Annotated in this window: 15 protein-coding genes and 2 pseudogenes; 10 read left to right on the top strand and 7 right to left on the bottom strand. The window is 64.5% G+C overall.

Translation table 11 applies throughout. From position 1 onward, the window contains the following. The first annotated feature begins 45 nt into the window (after positions 1-45). Complete coding sequence (locus ACQ86E_RS18340; RefSeq protein WP_431201179.1) at positions 46-1,809, top strand: ABC transporter ATP-binding protein/permease; 1,764 nt, start codon at positions 46-48, stop codon at positions 1,807-1,809. 254 nt (positions 1,810-2,063) lie between these two features. Here ACQ86E_RS18340 and ACQ86E_RS18335 read toward each other — a convergent pair. The 5 genes and pseudogenes from ACQ86E_RS18335 to ACQ86E_RS18315 all read right to left on the bottom strand — a co-directional run bounded on the left by ACQ86E_RS18335 (position 2,064) and on the right by ACQ86E_RS18315 (position 8,053). Then, positions 2,064-3,040, bottom strand: a pseudogene (locus ACQ86E_RS18335) (TorF family putative porin). 469 nt (positions 3,041-3,509) lie between these two features. After that, positions 3,510-3,859, bottom strand: a pseudogene (locus ACQ86E_RS18330) (histone). Positions 3,860-3,928: 69 nt separating this feature from the next. After that, positions 3,929-5,251 (bottom strand): glycolate oxidase subunit GlcF, encoded by a 1,323-nt coding sequence (glcF, locus tag ACQ86E_RS18325; RefSeq protein WP_431201178.1) that lies wholly within the window; start codon positions 5,249-5,251, stop codon positions 3,929-3,931. Beyond that, on the bottom strand, positions 5,248-6,486 hold the full coding sequence (locus tag ACQ86E_RS18320) for an FAD-binding protein (protein WP_431201177.1): 1,239 nt from the start codon (positions 6,484-6,486) through the stop codon (positions 5,248-5,250). Before ACQ86E_RS18320 ends, glcF begins: the two co-directional genes overlap by 4 nt. A gap of 73 nt (positions 6,487-6,559) precedes the next feature. After that, the gene (locus ACQ86E_RS18315) at positions 6,560-8,053 is read right to left on the bottom strand and encodes an FAD-linked oxidase C-terminal domain-containing protein (RefSeq protein ID WP_431201176.1); all 1,494 of its coding nucleotides are present in this window, start codon (positions 8,051-8,053) and stop codon (positions 6,560-6,562) included. A gap of 253 nt (positions 8,054-8,306) precedes the next feature. On the opposite strand from ACQ86E_RS18315, the gene cycA reads away from it, so the two are divergent. Then, complete coding sequence (cycA, locus tag ACQ86E_RS18310; protein ID WP_431201175.1) at positions 8,307-8,702, top strand: cytochrome c-550 CycA; 396 nt, start codon at positions 8,307-8,309, stop codon at positions 8,700-8,702. Between the two features lie 19 nt (positions 8,703-8,721). Here cycA and ACQ86E_RS18305 read toward each other — a convergent pair whose 3' ends face one another. After that, the gene (locus ACQ86E_RS18305; RefSeq protein WP_431201174.1) at positions 8,722-9,597 is read right to left on the bottom strand and encodes a LysR substrate-binding domain-containing protein; all 876 of its coding nucleotides are present in this window, start codon (positions 9,595-9,597) and stop codon (positions 8,722-8,724) included. 189 nt (positions 9,598-9,786) lie between these two features. Here ACQ86E_RS18305 and ACQ86E_RS18300 point away from each other — a divergent pair, with 189 nt between their 5' ends. The 8 genes from ACQ86E_RS18300 (at position 9,787) to ACQ86E_RS18265 (ending at position 16,819) form a co-directional block, all read left to right on the top strand. Next, entirely contained in the window at positions 9,787-10,551 is a 765-nt protein-coding gene (locus ACQ86E_RS18300) for an ABC transporter ATP-binding protein (protein WP_431201173.1), read from the top strand. Continuing rightward, a complete protein-coding gene (locus ACQ86E_RS18295; RefSeq protein WP_431201172.1) occupies positions 10,548-11,285 on the top strand; it encodes an ABC transporter ATP-binding protein in 738 nt (245 codons plus the stop codon). The genes ACQ86E_RS18300 and ACQ86E_RS18295 overlap by 4 nt, the downstream gene beginning before the upstream one ends. A gap of 1 nt (position 11,286) precedes the next feature. Next, positions 11,287-12,150 carry a branched-chain amino acid ABC transporter permease gene (locus tag ACQ86E_RS18290; protein ID WP_431201171.1) on the top strand — a complete coding sequence of 288 codons (864 nt, stop codon included), beginning with the start codon at positions 11,287-11,289 and terminating at the stop codon, positions 12,148-12,150. After that, positions 12,147-13,067, top strand: coding sequence for a branched-chain amino acid ABC transporter permease (locus ACQ86E_RS18285; RefSeq protein WP_431201170.1), 921 nt, complete (start codon positions 12,147-12,149; stop codon positions 13,065-13,067). The genes ACQ86E_RS18290 and ACQ86E_RS18285 overlap by 4 nt, the downstream gene beginning before the upstream one ends. After that, on the top strand, positions 13,067-13,684 hold the full coding sequence (locus ACQ86E_RS18280) for a carboxymuconolactone decarboxylase family protein (RefSeq protein WP_431201169.1): 618 nt from the start codon (positions 13,067-13,069) through the stop codon (positions 13,682-13,684). The genes ACQ86E_RS18285 and ACQ86E_RS18280 overlap by 1 nt, the downstream gene beginning before the upstream one ends. Then, positions 13,681-14,904: an ABC transporter substrate-binding protein gene (locus ACQ86E_RS18275; protein WP_431201168.1), complete on the top strand. Its 1,224-nt coding sequence runs from the start codon at positions 13,681-13,683 to the stop codon at positions 14,902-14,904. The genes ACQ86E_RS18280 and ACQ86E_RS18275 overlap by 4 nt, the downstream gene beginning before the upstream one ends. A 78-nt stretch (positions 14,905-14,982) precedes the next feature. Continuing rightward, on the top strand, positions 14,983-16,314 hold the full coding sequence (locus tag ACQ86E_RS18270; protein WP_431201167.1) for an LLM class flavin-dependent oxidoreductase: 1,332 nt from the start codon (positions 14,983-14,985) through the stop codon (positions 16,312-16,314). Then, complete coding sequence (locus ACQ86E_RS18265) at positions 16,301-16,819, top strand: flavin reductase family protein (RefSeq protein ID WP_431201166.1); 519 nt, start codon at positions 16,301-16,303, stop codon at positions 16,817-16,819. Before ACQ86E_RS18270 ends, ACQ86E_RS18265 begins: the two co-directional genes overlap by 14 nt. Before the next feature lie 51 nt (positions 16,820-16,870). On the opposite strand, the gene ACQ86E_RS18260 is transcribed toward ACQ86E_RS18265, so the two are convergent. Then, entirely contained in the window at positions 16,871-17,803 is a 933-nt protein-coding gene (locus ACQ86E_RS18260; RefSeq protein ID WP_431201165.1) for an alpha/beta fold hydrolase, read from the bottom strand. Positions 17,804-18,039 lie beyond the last annotated feature (236 nt).

The following is an 18,039-nucleotide window of genomic DNA, read 5'->3' as shown; positions in this document are numbered from 1 at the left end:
TTGGCCCCGGGCATTTGTGCACATCCCCGCAGGAGATTCAGCTCTGTGAAGAACATCATCGCCACCCTCGCGATCGTCTGGCGAATCGCCGTTCCCTATTTCCGGTCGGAGGACAAATGGGCCGGCCGCGGCCTGCTCGCCGCCGTCATCGCGATGGAGTTGGCGCTGGTCGCAATCGACGTGCTGGTGAACCAGTGGCAGAACCGGTTCTACAGTGCGCTCCAGAACAGCGACTGGGATGCCTTCGTCACGCAGATCTGGATCTTCGTCGGCCTCGCTTCCACCTTTATCGCGCTGGCCGTCTACAAGCTCTATCTGAACCAATGGCTTCAGATCCGCTGGAGGCAATGGCTGACCCGGCACTACTTGGGCGAATGGCTGCAAGACGCCACGCATTACCGTATGCAGCTCAAGGGCGATGCGGCCGACAACCCCGACCAGCGCATCACCGAGGACGTCAGGAATTTCGTCGAGCAGACGCTGACGATCGGGCTGGGCCTGCTCTCGTCGATCGTCACGCTGTTCTCCTTCGTCATCATCCTCTGGGGCCTGTCCAACGCTGCACCGCTGCACCTGTTCGGCCAGGATCTGATGATCCCCGGCTATCTATGCTGGGGCGCGCTGATCTACGCGATCTTCGGCACCGCGCTGACCCACTGGATCGGCGCCCCGCTGGTCAACCTCAATTTCGAGCAGCAGCGCTATGAGGCCGATTTCCGCTTCAATCTCGTCCGCGTGCGCGAGAATTCCGAGCAGATCGCGCTGCTCAAGGGCGAGGGCGCGGAACGCTCGCGCCTGCTGGATCGCTTCGGCTTCGTGATCGGCAACTGGTACGCCATCATGAGCCGGACCAAGCGCCTCACCGCGTTCACGGCGAGCTATCAGCAGGCCGCTGTGATCTTCCCCTACGTGCTGGTCGCACCGGCGTTCTTCGCCAAGAAGATCCAGCTCGGCGACATGATGCAGACCGCCTCCGCCTTCTCCAGCGTGCAGGGCGCGCTCTCGTTTTTCGTCACGGCCTACCGGTCTCTCGCGGAATGGCGCTCGATCGTCGCGCGTCTCGACGGCTTCGAGATGTCGGTCGAGTCCGCCGCTCACCTGCCGGCGCATGAGCCGGCGATCAGCCTCAAAGCCGCTGACGGCGGCCGCACTGTCGGGCTCGAGCAGCTCTGCGTGAACCTGCCCAACGGCACCCCGCTGGTGGCCGCCGACGCCTTCACCGTCCAGGCCCCGGAGCGCGTGCTGGTGACCGGGCCGTCGGGCTCGGGCAAGTCGACGCTGTTCCGCGCCATCGCCGGCATCTGGCCGTTCGGCACCGGCACCATCGTCATTCCCGAGAGGGCGAAGCTGATGATGCTGCCGCAGCGTCCCTACTTCCCGGTCGGCCGGTTGCGCGATGCGGTGGTTTATCCCGCCGCCCCGGGCGCATTCGAGGCTGCCGATGTTCGGGGTGCGCTTATGGCGGTCGGGCTGCCGAGCCTCGCCGAGCGGCTGGACGAGGACGGTCACTGGAACCGGATGCTGTCACTCGGAGAGCAGCAGCGGCTCGGGCTCGCGCGGGCGCTGCTGCATGTGCCGGATTATCTCTTCCTGGACGAGGCCACCGCCTCTCTGGACGAGCCGTCCGAGGCCCGGCTGTACCGGTTGCTGGCTGAGAAGCTGCCGCAGGCCACCATCGTCTCGATCGGGCACCGCTCGACACTCGACGCCTTCCATACCCGCAAGGTGACGATGACGAAGCGCGGAGAGATCCACGTCCTGGGCGACGCGAGCAAGCCGGCCGAGGCGGAGCCGAGCGTCGCGCGCTAAGGCGGTGCAACCAAGCTTCCCTATCGTAACGCGATAGGACCTTCGTTGCGGCCATCCTTCGAGACGCCCGCCTCCGGCGGGCTTCTCGGGACGAGGTCTGTCCTCGCGACAAGATCCCAACCCTCATGGTGAGGAGCGCCGCCTTGCGGCGCGTCTCGAACCATGCGGGCCGAGCGCTCTCACAGACGTCCCTCTCCCCAAAGCAAAGGGCGGCAGGTTGCCCTGCCGCCCTCGAAATCGTCTCGGGACGAAGCTTACTTCAGGTTGCTCATCGCCGTCAGGTCGAAGGACAGCTTGGCAACGCCGGCCGCGCCGCACCAATTGGAGCTAGCACCGCCCGGATTGATCGGGGTGACGTTGGTGGTGCCGGTGGCGTTGAACGCGCTGGTGAAGGCGTTGCAATCACCCTTGCTCATGTCGGTGTCGGAGTAACGCAGATCCAGCGTCATCACTTTATAGGTGAAGCCGATGCCGATGTTCCAGGTGTTATAGCTGGGCTCGGGAATACCTCCCGTGTAGTTCGGGAAGCCAGCAAGCTGAGCCACGCCATAGAAGGAATCCGAAGTTCCGAACCACTGGCGGCCGAACTCACCCGAAACGTACATTCCGACGCCGCTCGCACCAAATGTCGTGCTCGGCGCGATCCACTTGCCGGTGATCGACAGGTAGTTGCCCCAAGCGCCGGTATTGAGGAAATTCGGCGAATAGAATTCGTTGAGGCCGAACGAGAAGCTGTCGTTCACGGTGTAGGTCACCTTGCCGTAGACCTCGTAGAAGCTCGCATCCCTCTTCGCGACGTTGAGGTTGGTCAGGGTGTTGGCGATACACTCTGCGTTCAGCGGGTTTCCTGCGGTGTCGGTGACAGCGCCACCGCCATAGTAGCAGGTGCCGCCCGGATACAGATAACCCCAAACACCAACGTCGAAGGCGAAGGCACCGAAGGTCGGGCGAATACCACCGTAAATGTCGATCTCGGCGGCCGCGCGATTGGGGAAGGAGATGCTCTCTCCGGCCACACCGGCGTACAGCTGCAGGTCCTTGGTGACGTTGTAGCGCGGCTCAAAATAGGCCGCGACCGACGCCTTGTGGTTCGACTGGGTGATACCGCGGAAGATGTAGTCGTTCATGATCGCGGCGCCGAAGGCGATATCCCAGGGGTCAAAGGCAACAACCGGGGAGCCTTTTTGGCCTTGACCGACATGTCCGCCGCCATCGCCGAGCCCGCCACCATTGCCAGCGCCGTTGCCAACAAAGTCACTTTTTCATTTCAATCCCCATCACCAGTTTTTACCCAGTCGGTCCCCGGAAGCCCCCCGGGCGTACGACGTGTCTGCAAAATTTCGTTACTGCGACAATGTGGATTGGGGCATGTGAACCGTGAAGCAAAAATCACGGGCATCTGCCGACTTTTTAGGCGTTCTGACGATTCCACGAAAGGTTGTCAGCCTGTGTTGCTTCTAGATCACATTATTTGCATTCCAAGGTGCACAGAAAGACCCGGGTTAGTACGGAACCCTGGGGGCATGTTGCCCAAATACGAATCAGGCCGGCTCAGAGGTCGCGATTCCCTCAGCGGGCTTGCGACGATGCAAAAAGGCCGCAGCGTCACCGCCGCGGCCTTTCCGTTGTCGATCGTAGTCATTGAGATGGACCAAGCCCGTTGGCCTGACCTTGGCCTGACCTTGGGCCCAAACCTGGACCTACCCCTGCCCTTCAGCCGGTGTCGGTTCCGCAGAAGACGAAGGCATCGCCCAGCTGGTCTCGGCGGCGGGCTCCGGAGACGGAGCAGCAGCCGGTGCTGACGGCTTCGGCGGGGGAGCTGCCTTCGCCTTCTTCGGTGCCGCTTTCTTCGCGGCCTTCTTCGGTGCGGCCTTCTTGACAGCCTTCTTGGCCGACTTCTTCGGCGCGGCCTTCTTGGCAGACTTCTTCGGGGATTTCTTGGCAGACTTCTTCGCGGACTTCTTGGCTGCCTTCTTCGCGGTCTTCTTCGCCGCTACAGCCTTCTTGGCCTTTTTGGCCTTCTTGCTTTTTTCTTCTTCGCTTTCGCCATCGTGGTCCTCCTGTTGCCGACGAACAATGGTCGATCGGGCGTCTTCAGCCGTCCTCCGGAATGAGACGCTCAGCTCGACGTGTTCAATGCCGGCCGCGACCCGCCCGTAGCCCAATCGAGAAGCTCAATCGTGTGTACGACCGGAACTGACGTGCCACTGGCGATCTGCACCATGCAGCCGATATTGCCCGCGGCAATCATGTCCGGCTGGACGCTTGCGATGTTGGCGACCTTGCGATCGCGCAACCGGCCCGCAAGCTCGGGTTGGAGAATGTTGTAGGTCCCCGCCGAACCGCAACACAAATGGCTCTCCGGCACATCTTTCACCACGAATCCATTCTTGGAAAGCAATTCTTTCGGAAGGCCCGTGATTTTCTGTCCGTGCTGCAACGAACATGCGGAGTGATAGGCGACGACGATGTCGTCCAGTCGCGTCTTCGACTCGAGTCCGAGACCGGCGACGTATTCGGTGATGTCCTTGGCGAGTGCGGACACCTTGGTTGCATCGGCTGCGAACGCGGCATCCTCGCGCAGCAGATAGCCGTAGTCCTTGATCACGGTGCCGCAGCCGGATGCCGTCACCAGGATGGCGTCGAGCCCCTCCTTCGCCGCTTCCTTCTGCCACGCCGTGACATTGGCGCGCGCCCGCCCCAACGCATCCCGGTCGTTGCCGAGGTGATGGGTCAGCGCACCGCAGCACTGCTCGTCCCTGACCAGGACGACCTCGATGCCGTGGCGGGTGAGAAGACTGATGGCGGCCTGGTTGATGCGTGGCGCCAGGACTTGCTGGGCGCAACCCTGGAGCAGCGCGACACGGCCGCGCTTCTTGCCTGATGCCGCGAACACGCTGCCCGGAAGCGGGCCGGGCGCCGGCAGCCGGTTCGGGGCCAGCGCCAGCATCGCCTTGAGGCGCTGGATCAGGCCGGGCGTGGCCGAGGGCCGCGGGGTCGGCAGCAGCACGGCGAGCGGACGGGCGAGCCGCGCCAGCCACATGCTGGCGCGAAAGCGCTGCGGGTCAGGCAGGACGAAGGCCAGCACCTGGCGCAGCAGCCGCTCGGACAGCGGTCTCTGATAGCGCTGCTCGATCCTGACCCGGGCCTGATCGACGAGATGCATGTAGTTCACCCCGGAGGGGCAGGTCGTCATGCAGGCAAGGCAGGACAGGCAGCGGTCGACATGCTTGACCACCTCCGCCGTAGGGGTCTGGTCCTTCTCCAGCATCTCCTTGATCAGGTAGATGCGGCCGCGCGGGCTGTCGAGTTCGTCGCCGAGCAGCACATAGGTCGGGCAGGTTGCGGTGCAGAAGCCGCAATGGACGCAGGCGCGCAGGATCTTGTCGGCTTCCGCAATGTCGGGATCGGCGAGCTGCGCGAGAGAGAATTCGGTCTTCATGCCGCAACGCCCCGCGTCAGCCGTCCCCGGTTGAGAATGGTCTTCGGATCGAAACTGGCGCGCACCCGCTCGCTCAGCGCGGCAATGCCCACCGCCTGCGGGTGGAACACGTCCACAATGCGCCTGACATCCTCGGCCGCGCGGAGCAGCGTGGCGTGCCCGCCGAAGGCGTTGGCGTGCTGGCGCACGGCCGGGGCGTGCGCATCAGCCTTCGGCGGCAGCGCGGCCCAGATCAGCCCGCCGCCCCAATCGTAGATCACCTCACCGCCGGTCTCGCGCACCAATTGCGTGCCGAGCGCCGCCCCCGAGGCCGGCGGACAGACAATCCGCCACACCGACCAGGCGCCGAGCGCGCCGCTGGCCGCGAACGGCAGCACGTCGCGGATGGTGGCCCACAGGACCGACGACGCGGTGTCCTCGATCAAAGTTGCGGTTCCAAACGGCGCCAGCAATTCGCGCAGCGAGCCGGCGCGGTGCGCGGCGGAGGCCGTGATGCCCTCCAGCCGCAGCACGGTCAGCGCTTCGCCATGGCCTGCGACCTCGCCGAGCCCGTCGGCGTTCGCCCGGAATGCAGATTTCGGCAGGTGCGCGGCGCCGGAGACGTCGAAGGGCGACCCGAGCGCCACGGTCATCGCCTTGTTGGCGGCGGCGTCATCTAACCCCCGCAGCAGCAGCGTCCGCTCGGCTTCAGGCTTGGGCATCACCTTCAGCGTGACCTCGGTCATGACCGACAGCGTGCCCCAAGACCCGGCGAGAAGCTTGCAGAGGTCGTAGCCGGTGACGTTCTTCACCACCTTGCCGCCGGTCTTGAAGCTGTCGCCGAAGCCGGAAACGGCATGTGCGCCGAGCAGATGATCGCGCGCCCCGCCCGCCTTGATCCGGCGCGGACCGGCAAGCCCGGCCGCGATCATGCCGCCGATGGTTCCGAGCGCGGGCGTGCCGAGCAGCGGCGCCGTGTTCATCGGCTCAAAGGCGAATTGCTGGTTCTTGGCATCGATCAGCGACAGCACGTCGGCCAGCGGCGCGCCGGCCTGCAGCGTAACGATCAGCTCGTTGGGCTCGTAGGCGGTGACGGCATTCAGCGCGGAGACGTCGAGCACGGCATTGGTCGCCATCGCGTGACCGATGCCGCGCTTGGAGCCGTGACCAATGATCTCGAGCGGCTGCTCATTGGCAATCGCCGCGCGCACCACCTCTTCGACGTCTTTGACGTCTCTGACCTTGAGCGTATCCACGACTGAGCGGGTATCCAAATTTAGAAGGGAAAGCAAATCTGGCACATGACAACGACGATGCAACGATCGCGCGCTAGAACCGCGGAATGTCCGGAAACGCCAGCTTGCCCGCATGCACGTGCATCCGGCCGAGCTCGGCGCAGCGGTGCAAGGTCGGAAACACCTTGCCGGGATTGAGCAGGCCCTGCGCGTCGAAGGCGCATTTCAGCCGCTGCTGCTGGTTGAGGTCGATTTCCGAAAACATCTCCGGCATCAGGTCGCGCTTCTCGATGCCGACGCCGTGCTCGCCGGTGAGCACCCCGCCGAACTCGACGCAGGCGCGCAGGATGTCGGCGCCGAAGGCCTCGGCGCGCTCGATCTCGCCGGGCTTGTTGGCATCATAGAGGATCAGCGGATGCAGATTGCCGTCGCCGGCATGGAACACGTTGGCGCAGCCGAGCTGGTATTTTTCACCGAGCTCGCGGATACGCGCCAAGGCCTTCGGCAGCGCGCCGCGCGGGATGGTGCCGTCCATGCAGAGATAGTCGGGCGAGATGCGCCCCACCGCCGGAAACGCGGCCTTGCGGCCCGCCCAGAACAGATTGCGCTCGGCCTCCGAGGTCGAGATCTGGCAGGTGGTCGAGCCGCAACCGTTCGCAATGGTCTCGACGCGCGTGATCAGCTCGTCGACCTCGATCTTGGGACCGTCGAGTTCGATGATCAGCAGCGCTTCCACGTCGAGCGGATAGCCGGCATGGACGAAGGCTTCGGCGGCATGGATCGCCGGCTTGTCCATCATCTCCATGCCGCCGGGAATGATGCCGGCGCCGATGATGCGCGCGACGCATTCACCGGCTGCCTCGACCTCTGCGAAACCGACCATCAGCGCGCGCGCCGTCTCGGGCTTCTGCAGGATGCGCACCGTGATCTCGGTGATGACGCCGAGCAAGCCTTCGGAGCCGGTGATGACGCCCATCAAATCGTAACCGGAGTTCTCACACCCCTTGCCGCCGATGCGCAGGATCTCTCCGCTCATCAGGACAATCTCGCAACCGAGCACGTTGTTGGTGGTCATGCCATACTTCAGGCAGTGCACGCCGCCGGAATTCTCCGCGACATTGCCGCCGATCGAGCATGCGATCTGCGAGGACGGATCGGGCGCATAGTAGAAGCCGGCATGCGCGACCGCCTGGCTGATGGCGAGATTGGTGACGCCGGGTTCGGTGACGACGACGCGATTGTCGAAATCGATTTCGCGGATGCGCTTGAACTTGCCGAGCCCCAGCAGAACGCCGTCTTCAAGCGGCAGCGCGCCACCCGACAGCGAGGTGCCCGAGCCGCGCGGCACCACCTTGATGCCCTGCGCTGCACAATATTTCAGGACAAGCGAGACCTGCTCGGTCGTATCGGGCAGCACCACGACCATCGGCGGCTGCCGATAGGCGGTGAGGCCGTCGGATTCATAAGCCCGCATCTCGGCGGCGCTGTCGATCACGCCTTCGCCGGGCACGATTGCGCGCAACGCAGCAATGATCTCCGCGCGGCGCGCTAGTACGGCCTGATCGCTCGCAGGCATCATGATGGCCATAGAAATATCCTTCCGACTCGCGGCGAACGCTCGAATTGTCGCGGCAAATCAACCACGTCCGCGATGGTTTGGGTAGGCCATCCGAAAGTCGCAGCGACGATCTCTGGCGAGTTCACTCTGGGACAAGTAGGAAATCGTGAAACCTGTCATGGTTTCGTGGCTTGTCCAAGCCGGGCGGGCCTGCCAAAAGCGGCAGGTTCGACGATTGCCGACCAGATAAACGCCCCACCGGGAAAGAGACGAAGAGCACCCTATGAAAAAACTGACTTTTGGCGCGCTGATGATCCTCACCGTCACTGCCACAGCGTCCGCCGCGATGGCGCAGGATGTTGCCGCCGGCAAGACGTCGTTCAACAAGTGCCTGGCCTGCCACGCCATCGGCGAAGGCGCCAAGAACAAGGTCGGCCCCGAGCTCAACGGCCTCGACGGCCGCAAGTCCGGCACCGCGCCGGACTACAACTATTCCGATGCGAACAAGAATTCCGGCATCACCTGGAACGAGGCGCAGTTCAAGGAATACATCAAGGACCCCAAGGCCAAGATTCCCGGCACCAAGATGGCGTTCGCCGGCATCAAGAACGAGAACGAGATCAACAATCTCTGGGCCTTCGTCTCGCAGTTCGACAAGGACGGCAAGATCAAGCAGTAAGCCTGATTGCGGCGGGCGCTCAGGACTCCCGTTTCGCAATATCCTTGATGATATAGGCTGCCAAATGGTCCGCGGCCGGAATCAACCCCGGTTCGCGTTGCCACAACATCAGATCGACGTCAGGCAACGGCGGCAAGCCGTCTTCGGCGTCGAGCCTGCGCAGCCCGTTCACTTTGACCGATTCCGCCAGCACGATCACGGCGGCATCGGCCAGGGCCATCGCCTCCATCCCGGCGATGCTCTCCGAGATGCACGAAATTCGCCACGCGCGGCCGATCTCGTTGAGAGCTGCCAAGGCGTAGTCGCGATAGAGATTCCCATCCGGCAGCATCGCGAGCGGAATCGTTTCAGCCTTGAAGGCCTCGCCGTTGGCGGCGCCGAGCCAGACCAGTGGTTCGTGACGTAGCAAGGTGACGCTGCCCACGTTGGGATGGACGTGCGGCATCCGCGTTGCCAACGCGACGTCGAGCCGGCCATCTGAAATTTCTCCGGCAAGTTGCGCGCTGAGCGCACACCGCACCGTCACTTCCACGCCGGGATAAGAGGCGCGAAATCGCGCAAGCGTCTGCGGCAGCAGAAACGCTGCATAGAGATCAGGACATCCGAGCGTAACCCTGCCTGCGACGTCCTCCGCCGCCAGCCGTGCGCGGGCATCGTCGTGCAGCTTGAGCATCAGCCGGGCGTAGGGCAGCAACATCTCCCCATGCCGGGTCAGCCGCAGATGACGGCGATCGCGTTCGAAAATGCGTTGCCCGGCGGCTTCTTCCAGTCTCGCCAATTGCAGGCTGACCGCCGGCTGCGTGAGATTTTGCCGTCGCGCCACCCGTGTGAGGCCGCGCTCCTCGACGAGCATGACGAAGGTCCGCAGCAGGGCAATTTCGAGCGGGCGTCGCATCGCCCTTGATAAGCAAAACTTGGCTTCTCGCGAAGCACAATAAATTTGCCTTCGGCATTGAGTACCGTCAAAATTCTTCAGCAAAGTAAATAGCTTACGCCCAATAAGCGAGCACATGCGCCTATTTTGTAGCCAATCCTGTCGTCCCTGTCGGCGCTTCCCTGAAACGCCACGCGAGCAATCCCCCTCATGACCGCACTGCTCGAAGTCAAGGATGTCAGCAAGCATTTCGGCGGCCTCGCCGCCCTTGATCATTGCTCGCTGTCGCTCGAACAAGGCCAGGTCACCGGCCTGATCGGACCGAACGGCGCCGGCAAAACCACGCTGCTCAATGTCATCTCGGGCCTTGTCAAGCCGGACAGCGGCACGGTGCATTTCGACGGCCGCGACGTCACCGGACAACCGATGCACCGCGTCGCCACGCTCGGGCTGGTCCGAACATTCCAGATCGTGCGCGAACTCGGCGGGCTGACGGTTCTGGAAAACCTGCTGCTGGCGCCGTTCCACCAGCGCGGCGAGGTCATCTCGGGAGCGCTGTTCGCCCGCGCCACGGTACGCGAGCAGGAAGCCCGCCACGCGGCCAAGGCCCGCGACGTGCTGAAGCGGATCGGCCTGTGGAAGCTGGCCGATCATTCGGCCTCGGCGCTGTCGGGCGGCCAGAAGAAGCTGCTGGAACTGGCGCGCGTGCTGCTGCTGGAGCCGACGCTGGTACTGCTCGACGAGCCTGCCGCCGGAGTCGCGCCGCCATTGCTGAAGGACATCATCGCGCTGATCCGCGAATTGAAGGCCGACGGCATCTCGTTCGGCATCGTCGAACATGACATGCACCTGATCGGCGCAATCTGCGACCATGTCCACGTGCTGGCGGAAGGCACCAATCTGATCTCGGGCAGCTTTGCCGAGGTCACGGCGGATGCCCGGGTCATCGACGCCTATCTCGGATTGGCGGTATGAGCGTGGCCCCGGTCACCCCAGCGCTGTCGGTGCAGGGCTTACGCGCCGGTTACGGCAACGGCGGCGACATCGTCTGCGGCATCGACCTCGATCAGGCGCCGGAAACCATTTTGACGGTGATCGGTCCGAACGGCTCCGGCAAGTCGACCTTCGTCAAGACGCTCGCCGGCCTGCTGCGGCCCCGTGCCGGCAGCATCGCGGTGACCGGTCGCGACGTGACGGCCCTGTCGCCGGCCCGGCGCGTCATGGCCGGGCTTGCCTATGTGCCGCAGGAAGCCAATGTGTTCGGCAACCTCACCATCCGCGAGAATCTCAAGCTCGCCACCGAATTCCTGCGCGGCCGTCCCGGCGTCGGCCCGGCGCAGCGGGAACTGGTGATGGGACTGTTTCCGGAGATCGCCGCGCGGCCGAAACTGTTGGCAGGCAATCTGTCAGGCGGCCAGCGCCAGATGCTGGCCTTTGCCTGCGCACTGCTCGCCAATCCCGAAGTGCTGCTGCTCGACGAGCCGTCGGCGGGGCTGTCGCCGAAATTCGTCGGCGAGACCATGGAGGCGGTGGTGCGGGTGCGCGAGAGCGGCGTCACCGTGCTGCTGGTCGAGCAAAACGTCGCGGCCGCACTTCGCATCGCCGACGAGGTCATGGTGCTGGTGGCCGGGCGCAAGAGCCTGCGGTCCCCCGCCAAGGACGTCTCGAACGCCGATCTTGCCGACCTGTTCTTTGCGAAGGCAGGCTGAGATGATCGCGCAACTCGTCCTCAACGGTTTTGTCACGGGCCTGCTCCTGGCGCTGCCGGCTTTGGCTTTGACACTGACCTTCGGCATCCTGAAATTCCCGAACTTCGCCATCGGCGCAATGCTGACGTTTGGCGCCTATGCCGCCTGGGTCGCCAACAGCCTGCTCGGCATGCCGCTCGCAGTCGCCGCCGTGGCCGCGGCGGTCGTCATGGCGCTGGTCGCGATGCTTTGCGACGTGCTGGTCTATTCCCGGCTGCGCGACCGCGGATCGATCACGCTGCTGGTGTCCTCGCTCGGAATATCGCTGGTCCTGGAGAACATCTGCCGCTTCGCGTTCGGCAACGCGACCCGCAATTTCGCGTTCGAAGTGGCTCGGCCGATCCGATGGCATGGTCTGCGCATCAACCAGGAGCAGTTGATCACAGCCATCGTCGTGATCACCTGCGTGATCCTGATCCAGTTGCTTCTTCATGCCTCGCCGCTCGGACGGGCGATGCGCGCCGTGGCCGACAATCCGGCCCTCGCCGCGGTACGCGGCGTCGAACGCCAGACCATCGCGCGTATCACCTGGTGTATCGCGGGGTGCCTCACCGCCTTGTCGGGCGTCCTCGCAGGACTGGACCGCGCCGTCGATCCCCTGCTCGGCTGGAACTACCAGATCCCGATCTTCGCCGCGGCCATCCTCGGCGGACTGGGAAGCCCGACCGGCGCCATCGTCGGCGCCATCGTGATCGGGCTTGCTGAAGAATTGTCCTCGCTGGTGCTGCCGACCAACTACCGGCAGATCGTCAGCTTCGCGGTGATCCTGGCGCTGCTGCTGGTGCGCAACCGCGGCCTGTTCGGCGGGAAGGCGGTGCGCAAATGATCGCCTACCTCACCACCCTGATCGTCCTGGTCGCGGTCTCCGCCCTCGTCGGCCTGGCGCTGAACGTGCAATGGGGAGTCGCCGGGCTGGTCAATTTCGGCGTGGTCGGCTTCGTCGCGCTCGGCGCTTACACCACCGCTTTGCTGGCACCGCCGCTGGGATGGTTCCCCGCGATGCTCGCCGCCGCCGCGCTGTGTGCGCTGATCAGCACGGTGCTCGCCTTCCTGTCGATCCGGCTCGAAGAGAATTACCTCGCGATCGTGACCATCGGATTCGGCGAGGTCGTCCGCATCCTGCTGCTGAACGAAAGCTGGCTGACCGGCGGCGCCGTCGGCATCGCCGACATTCCCCGTCCCTTCGTCAACCTGGTGCCGCCGCAGCAATACGACCTGATGCTGGCCGCGTTCGCGCTGGCGCTGGTGGCGATCGTCTTCGCATTGCTGGAAACGCTGGTGCGGTCCCCGTTCGGCCGCGCGCTGCGCGCGGTCCGCGACGATGCCACCGTGGCGGCTGCGCTCGGCAAGCCCGTGCTGCTGCTGCGCGTGAAAGCATTTGCAACCGGCGGCGCGGTGATGGGCGTGGCCGGCGCGCTGCACGCCTTCTACCTGACCTATATCGATCCGAGCCAGTTCACCTCGATCATCACCGCCTACGCCTTCATGGCGGTGATCGCTGGCGGCCGGGGCTCCAATTTGGGTTTGCTGTTCGGCGCCGGCACCATCATGGCGCTGCTGGAAGCCACGCGGTTTCTGAAGGATGCGTTCGCCGTCATCGACGGCACCCAGTTGGCGGCGCTGCGGCTCGGGTTGATCGGCCTCGGCATCGTCCTGCTGCTGATCCTCCGCCCGCAAGGCCTGCTGCCGGAGCCACAGCGGAAAGTCCGCGACTTCTTCCCCGACCATGAAGGGACGTCCTGATGCCGCGCGTCACCCCGCTGCCTTCGTCGGCGCTGCCGTCAGACATCGCCGAAGTCTACGACCGCTTCGTGTCCTACGGCCCGTTCCAGGATCAGGCCGCTGTGCTCGCGCATGTGCCGCCGGCACTCGACCATCTCTGTCGCATGCTGATGGAGTTGAAGGCGCGGCGCGCGGTGAACTGGCGCTACATCGAACTCGCCATCGTCGTGGTGTCCCAGCTCAATGCCTGCACCTATTGCGTCGCCAGCCACTCGCCGGTGCTCGCGGTCGAAGGGCTGCCGGCGGACGCGATCGCGGCGCTTCCGAACACCGAACATCCCGCCTTCGACGAGGTCGACCGCCTTGTCGTCGAATACGCGACGCTGGTGACGCAGAACCCCGGGCGGATCCGCGACAACGTCTTCGAGCGGCTGCGCAGGCATTTCTCCGAGGCCGAAATCGTCGAGCTGACGCTGCGCATCGCACTTGCCGGTTTCTACAACCGCTTCAACGAGGCGCTGCAGATCGACGATGGCAGCGCCGCAGCCCGGCTCGCGTCCTTCCTCGCGCCCGATGATTCGCCGCCGATCCTTCCGCCCCAGATTTCTTCAACCGACGACAACGGAGACTTGCGATGACGGATTCAACGATCAATCGGCGACATCTGCTCGCTGGACTGGGTGCGGCATCGCTGGCCGGCCTCACCGGAGCGCCGGCGCTGGCACAGGCCGCCGAAATCCCGATCGGAATGGTGCTGCCGTTCTCCGGCGCCACCGGACCCTATGGGCCCGACATGAAGAAAGCCGCCGATCTCGTCGTCAAGATCATCAACGATGGCGGCGGCATCCTGGGCGGGCGCAAGCTGCATCTGTACGTCGAGGATTCCGAGACCAACCCGACGGTCGGCGTCACCGCGACGCGCAAGCTGCTCGATGTCAACAAGGTCGAACTGGTCGGCGGCTTCTGGGGCAGCCCGATCGCGCTGGCAGCCAAGCCGCTGATCCTCGCCGCCAACAAGGTGGAGATGGTTTCGGCCTCGGCCAACGGCATCACCGACGGCGACACCAAGGGTCTGATCTACCGCTTTCAGGCCAAGAGCAGCCAGTGGGGTCCCGCCGGCGCCAAGGTGATGACCAGCCTCAAACTGAAGAAGGTCACGATTCTCGCCCAGCAGAACCCGTTCGTGATCTCGATGATCGAGCCGTTCAAGGCCGAGATGGCCAAGCTGGGCGGCCAGATCATCGACGTGGTCCAGTACAATCCGGATCAGGCTTCGTATCGCGCCGAAGTCGAGAAGGCGTTCGGCCCGGAGCCCGACGGCGTGTTCTGCCTGTCGCTGCTCACCGACTTCGTCGCCATCAGCAAGGAAGTCTATCGCGGCGGCTTCAAGTCGAAGATCCTCGGGCTCGGCACCGGTGCCGACGCCGACGGCGCCTACTTGAGGAGCGTCACGCCCGAAGTGGCCGAAGGCATCCACCATCTACAGCCGGCGCCGCCGATGGACTCGGCCGCCTACAAGAAGTTCGTCAAGCTGATGGGCGCCCCCGAAGGCACCGCGTTCCTGTTCGCCGGCAACACCCATGACCAGGTCTGCGTCACCGCGCTGGCGATGGAGCACGCCAAGACCCAGGAAGCTGCGGTATGGGTGAAATCGATCCGCGAGGTGTGCAATCCACCGGGCGAGGAAGTCGACGACATCCTGAAGGCGCTTGAGATGGTGCGGGCCGGCAAGAAGATCAACTTCGTCGGCGCCGGTGCCACCGTCGATTTCGACGAACGCGGCGACCAGCTCAACCGCTCGTTCCTGCATCAGGTCATCGAGAAGGGCAAGAACAAGATCGTCGAAGTCGTGACCTGAAGACGACGAGACACTGGGAAGAAGAACAAGGCGCCGGCTGCCGCCGGCGCCACACGCGAACTTATGCGGGAGGACAAATTGGCCAAATCGAAAATGATGCATCTCTGCGGCTTCCTGATCGCGGGCCCGGTGGTTCACAGCCACGCAATCTGGCGCAATCCGAAACACACCACGGATTTTCTCAGCCTCGAACACTACACGCGCATCGCCAAGGTGCTGGAGCGCGGGCGCTTCGACTTCATGTTCTTCGCCGACCGGCTGGCCATCGCCGACCGCTACGGCGCAAGCCACGTGACCGGCATTCGCCATGGCGACCAGGACGCGACACGGATGGACCCGATGCCGATCCTGGGGGCGCTGGCGGCGGTGACCAGCCGCATCGGCCTCGGCGCGACGAGGTCCACCACCTACGACGCGCCCTACAATATCGCGCGCGAATTCGCTACGCTCGATCACATCTCCGCCGGGCGCGCCGCCTGGAACGTGGTGACGTCGATGAACGACGGCGAGGCGCTCAATTACGGCAACGTGCCGCATCTCGGCCATGACGAGCGCTACGACCGTGCCGACGAGTTCATGGAAGTGGCTTTCAAGCTGTGGGACAGTTGGGAGCCCGACGCGCTGGTCCTCGACCGCGCCCGCGGCATCTACGCCGATCCCGGCAAAGTGCACTACCTCAACCATTCCGGAAAATGGTTCCAATCGCGCGGCCCGCTGAACATCCCGCGCGGCCCGCAAGGCAGGCCGGTTGTGATCCAGGCTGGCTCGTCCGGGCGCGGCAAGGCGTTTGCCGCACGCTGGTCGGAGGTGATCTTTGCACTGCAGCCGAACATGGAGCGAATGCACAAGTTCACTGGCGAGGTTCATGCCGCGCTGGCGCAGCAGGGCCGGCCGGCCGATGCCAGCCGGATTCTGATGGCGATCATGCCTTTCATCGGCGAGAGCCGCGCCGAGGCCGAGGAGAAGCGCGACCTGCACGATTCGCTGGTCGATCCCTTGGTCGGATTGTCTACACTCGGCGCGCACGCCAATGCCGATTTCTCCGCACTGCCGCTCGATGAGTCCGTGGAGTCGGTCTCATCGTCGGGCAGTCAGGGCAACATCAATGCATTGAAGAGCATCGCGGCGGGCGAGCCGATCAGCATCGCCGAGGCGGGGCGCATCTACGGCCGCGGCGTGATGTGCCCCCGGCTGATCGGTACAGCCAAGGACGTCGCCGACGAGATGGCCGAGATCGTCGCTTCCGGTGCCGCAGACGGCTTTGTGGTGTCGCCGGCGTTCCTCCCCGACACGTTCGAGGATTTCGTCGATGGTGTGGTGCCGATCCTCCAGGACAAGGGCCTGTTCCGCCGCGACTATGCCGGCGTCACCTTGCGCGATCATCTCGGGATCGCCGATGGCGCAGCGTGAGGTGCAGATGCCTGCGCAGGGCAGCAGCGTCGATCGACTCGCCAGTATCGCACCAGCGGCGTTCAAGGCGGCTATGCGGCGCATGGCGGCGACGGTCAGCGTCGTCACCAGCGGCAGCGGCGGCGTGTTCAACGGCATGACCGCCACCGCGGTGTGCAGCGTGTCCGCCGATCCGCCGTCGCTGCTGATCGTGGTCAACAGGGCCAACCGCTCGCACGCGCTGATCGAACGATCCGGCGCCTATACGGTAAATGTCCTCTCCGCCGAACAGGAGCGGCTCGCGACGCACTTTGCCTCGACGCCTGCCGAGCCGTTCGCGGATGTGCCTTACAGTCTCGGCTCCAACCACTGCCCGATCATCGAGCACTGCACCTCATACCTCGCGTGCCTGGTCGAGCAGCAGACCGGATTCGGTACGCACTCGATCTTTATCGGAAGGGTGGTTGCCTCGGGCAGCAGCGACAGCCTGCCGCTGCTCCATCAGGACGGCAAATTCCGCGGCTAGGGATTTCTCGTTGAAGCTGAACCGGCTGGGTCCTGGACCTGCGCGGCCCTGTTAGATCCCGCCGAGCATCGTCTCGATCTCCGCCTTCACGAGGTCCGGCACCGCATTCTGCACCATGTGGCCGAGATCGGGCAGCACGATCAGCTTTGCGTTCGGCACCATGGCTGCGAACGGGCGCGCGTGGATGTTGGTGGACACCGTCTTGTCGGGCTCGCCGGCGATGATCGTGACCGGCGCCACGATCTCGGCATAGCGCGGAGCCTGCTCGGCGACCGCCTCCTTCAGCGTCACAAGATCATAGGCATTGGCGATGAACTCGCGCGGGCGCAGCAGCAGCGGCGTCGCGGAGTCCTTCACGAAACCGTCCGGCATGGTTTGCGGCAGGAAGACACTGCGCGCGCCGGCTTCGACAACGAAATAGCCGAGCGGCAGCGTGACGGTGTAGGCGAGCAGCGGCCCGATCACGGGTGCTGCGATGATCTCGTTGTAACGGCCGACACCGCCGCGCCAGGGATGGGTAACCGGCGCGAGCATCACGAGGCCGGCGACGCGGGCGGGATGATCGAGCGCCATCCGCGCCCCGAGCGCGCCGCTCCAGGAATGCACCACGAAGACCGCGCGATCGATGCCCAACTTTCCGAGCGCCTCGTCGATCATCCGCGCCTGGATCTCCGGCGTCGAATCCTGCCGCCGTGCGCGCGTGCTCCAGCCATGGCCGGGACGGTCGATCAGGATGATGCGATGGTCGCTGGCGAGGAGGTCGCCGAGAGGACGCCGCATCGCTTCGAGATTGGAGCTCGCGCCATGCAGCATCACGATCGGCACGCCGGAATCGCGCGGGCCGATATCGACGACGTGAAGCGTCGCGCCATCGACCTCGATCATGCGGCCCTGAGGCGGATGAGCGCGTTGCACGGCGACGATTCCGGCCTGCGTGACCAGCGCCAGCAGGGCCAGCGCCGTCACGACTGAGATCACGATCATGCAGGGGGTCCGGGAAATCCTGGGCACATTGCAGTTACGGGTCTCGCAAGAGGCAGTTTCGTGCAAGCGGGGCTTAGCACTTCCGCTGAAAACAGGCCGGGCTGTGGATATGTGCATAATTCCCGAACTAAAAACTCAATAGAATCAATGCCCGTCGTCAGTGACCCGCAAGCTCCGGGCCAGCTTCATGCAGTCGTCATCGCGGTTTCCTTATAATCGCCACGGTCGGTTCCGCC

The organism is Bradyrhizobium betae (assembly GCF_050632175.1).
Lineage (GTDB): Bacteria > Pseudomonadota > Alphaproteobacteria > Rhizobiales > Xanthobacteraceae > Bradyrhizobium > Bradyrhizobium betae_B.
The sequence above is the reverse complement of the archived record's forward strand: the minus strand, read 5'-3'. Positions and strand labels throughout refer to the sequence as shown.

What these genes read in the sequence shown, in the direction of transcription:
- ACQ86E_RS18295 (WP_431201172.1), top strand. Translation starts at nt 10,548, where the DNA reads ATGAGCGTGGCCCCGGTCACCCCAGCGCTGTCGGTGCAGGGCTTACGC.
- ACQ86E_RS18290 (WP_431201171.1), top strand. Translation starts at nt 11,287, where the DNA reads ATGATCGCGCAACTCGTCCTCAACGGTTTTGTCACGGGCCTGCTCCTG.
- ACQ86E_RS18285 (WP_431201170.1), top strand. Translation starts at nt 12,147, where the DNA reads ATGATCGCCTACCTCACCACCCTGATCGTCCTGGTCGCGGTCTCCGCC.
- ACQ86E_RS18315 (WP_431201176.1), bottom strand. Translation starts at nt 8,053, where the DNA reads ATGGCCATCATGATGCCTGCGAGCGATCAGGCCGTACTAGCGCGCCGC.
- glcF (WP_431201178.1), bottom strand. Translation starts at nt 5,251, where the DNA reads ATGAAGACCGAATTCTCTCTCGCGCAGCTCGCCGATCCCGACATTGCG.
- cycA (WP_431201175.1), top strand. Translation starts at nt 8,307, where the DNA reads ATGAAAAAACTGACTTTTGGCGCGCTGATGATCCTCACCGTCACTGCC.
- ACQ86E_RS18265 (WP_431201166.1), top strand. Translation starts at nt 16,301, where the DNA reads ATGGCGCAGCGTGAGGTGCAGATGCCTGCGCAGGGCAGCAGCGTCGAT.
- ACQ86E_RS18260 (WP_431201165.1), bottom strand. Translation starts at nt 17,803, where the DNA reads ATGATCGTGATCTCAGTCGTGACGGCGCTGGCCCTGCTGGCGCTGGTC.
- ACQ86E_RS18275 (WP_431201168.1), top strand. Translation starts at nt 13,681, where the DNA reads ATGACGGATTCAACGATCAATCGGCGACATCTGCTCGCTGGACTGGGT.
- ACQ86E_RS18280 (WP_431201169.1), top strand. Translation starts at nt 13,067, where the DNA reads ATGCCGCGCGTCACCCCGCTGCCTTCGTCGGCGCTGCCGTCAGACATC.
- ACQ86E_RS18300 (WP_431201173.1), top strand. Translation starts at nt 9,787, where the DNA reads ATGACCGCACTGCTCGAAGTCAAGGATGTCAGCAAGCATTTCGGCGGC.
- ACQ86E_RS18305 (WP_431201174.1), bottom strand. Translation starts at nt 9,597, where the DNA reads ATGCGACGCCCGCTCGAAATTGCCCTGCTGCGGACCTTCGTCATGCTC.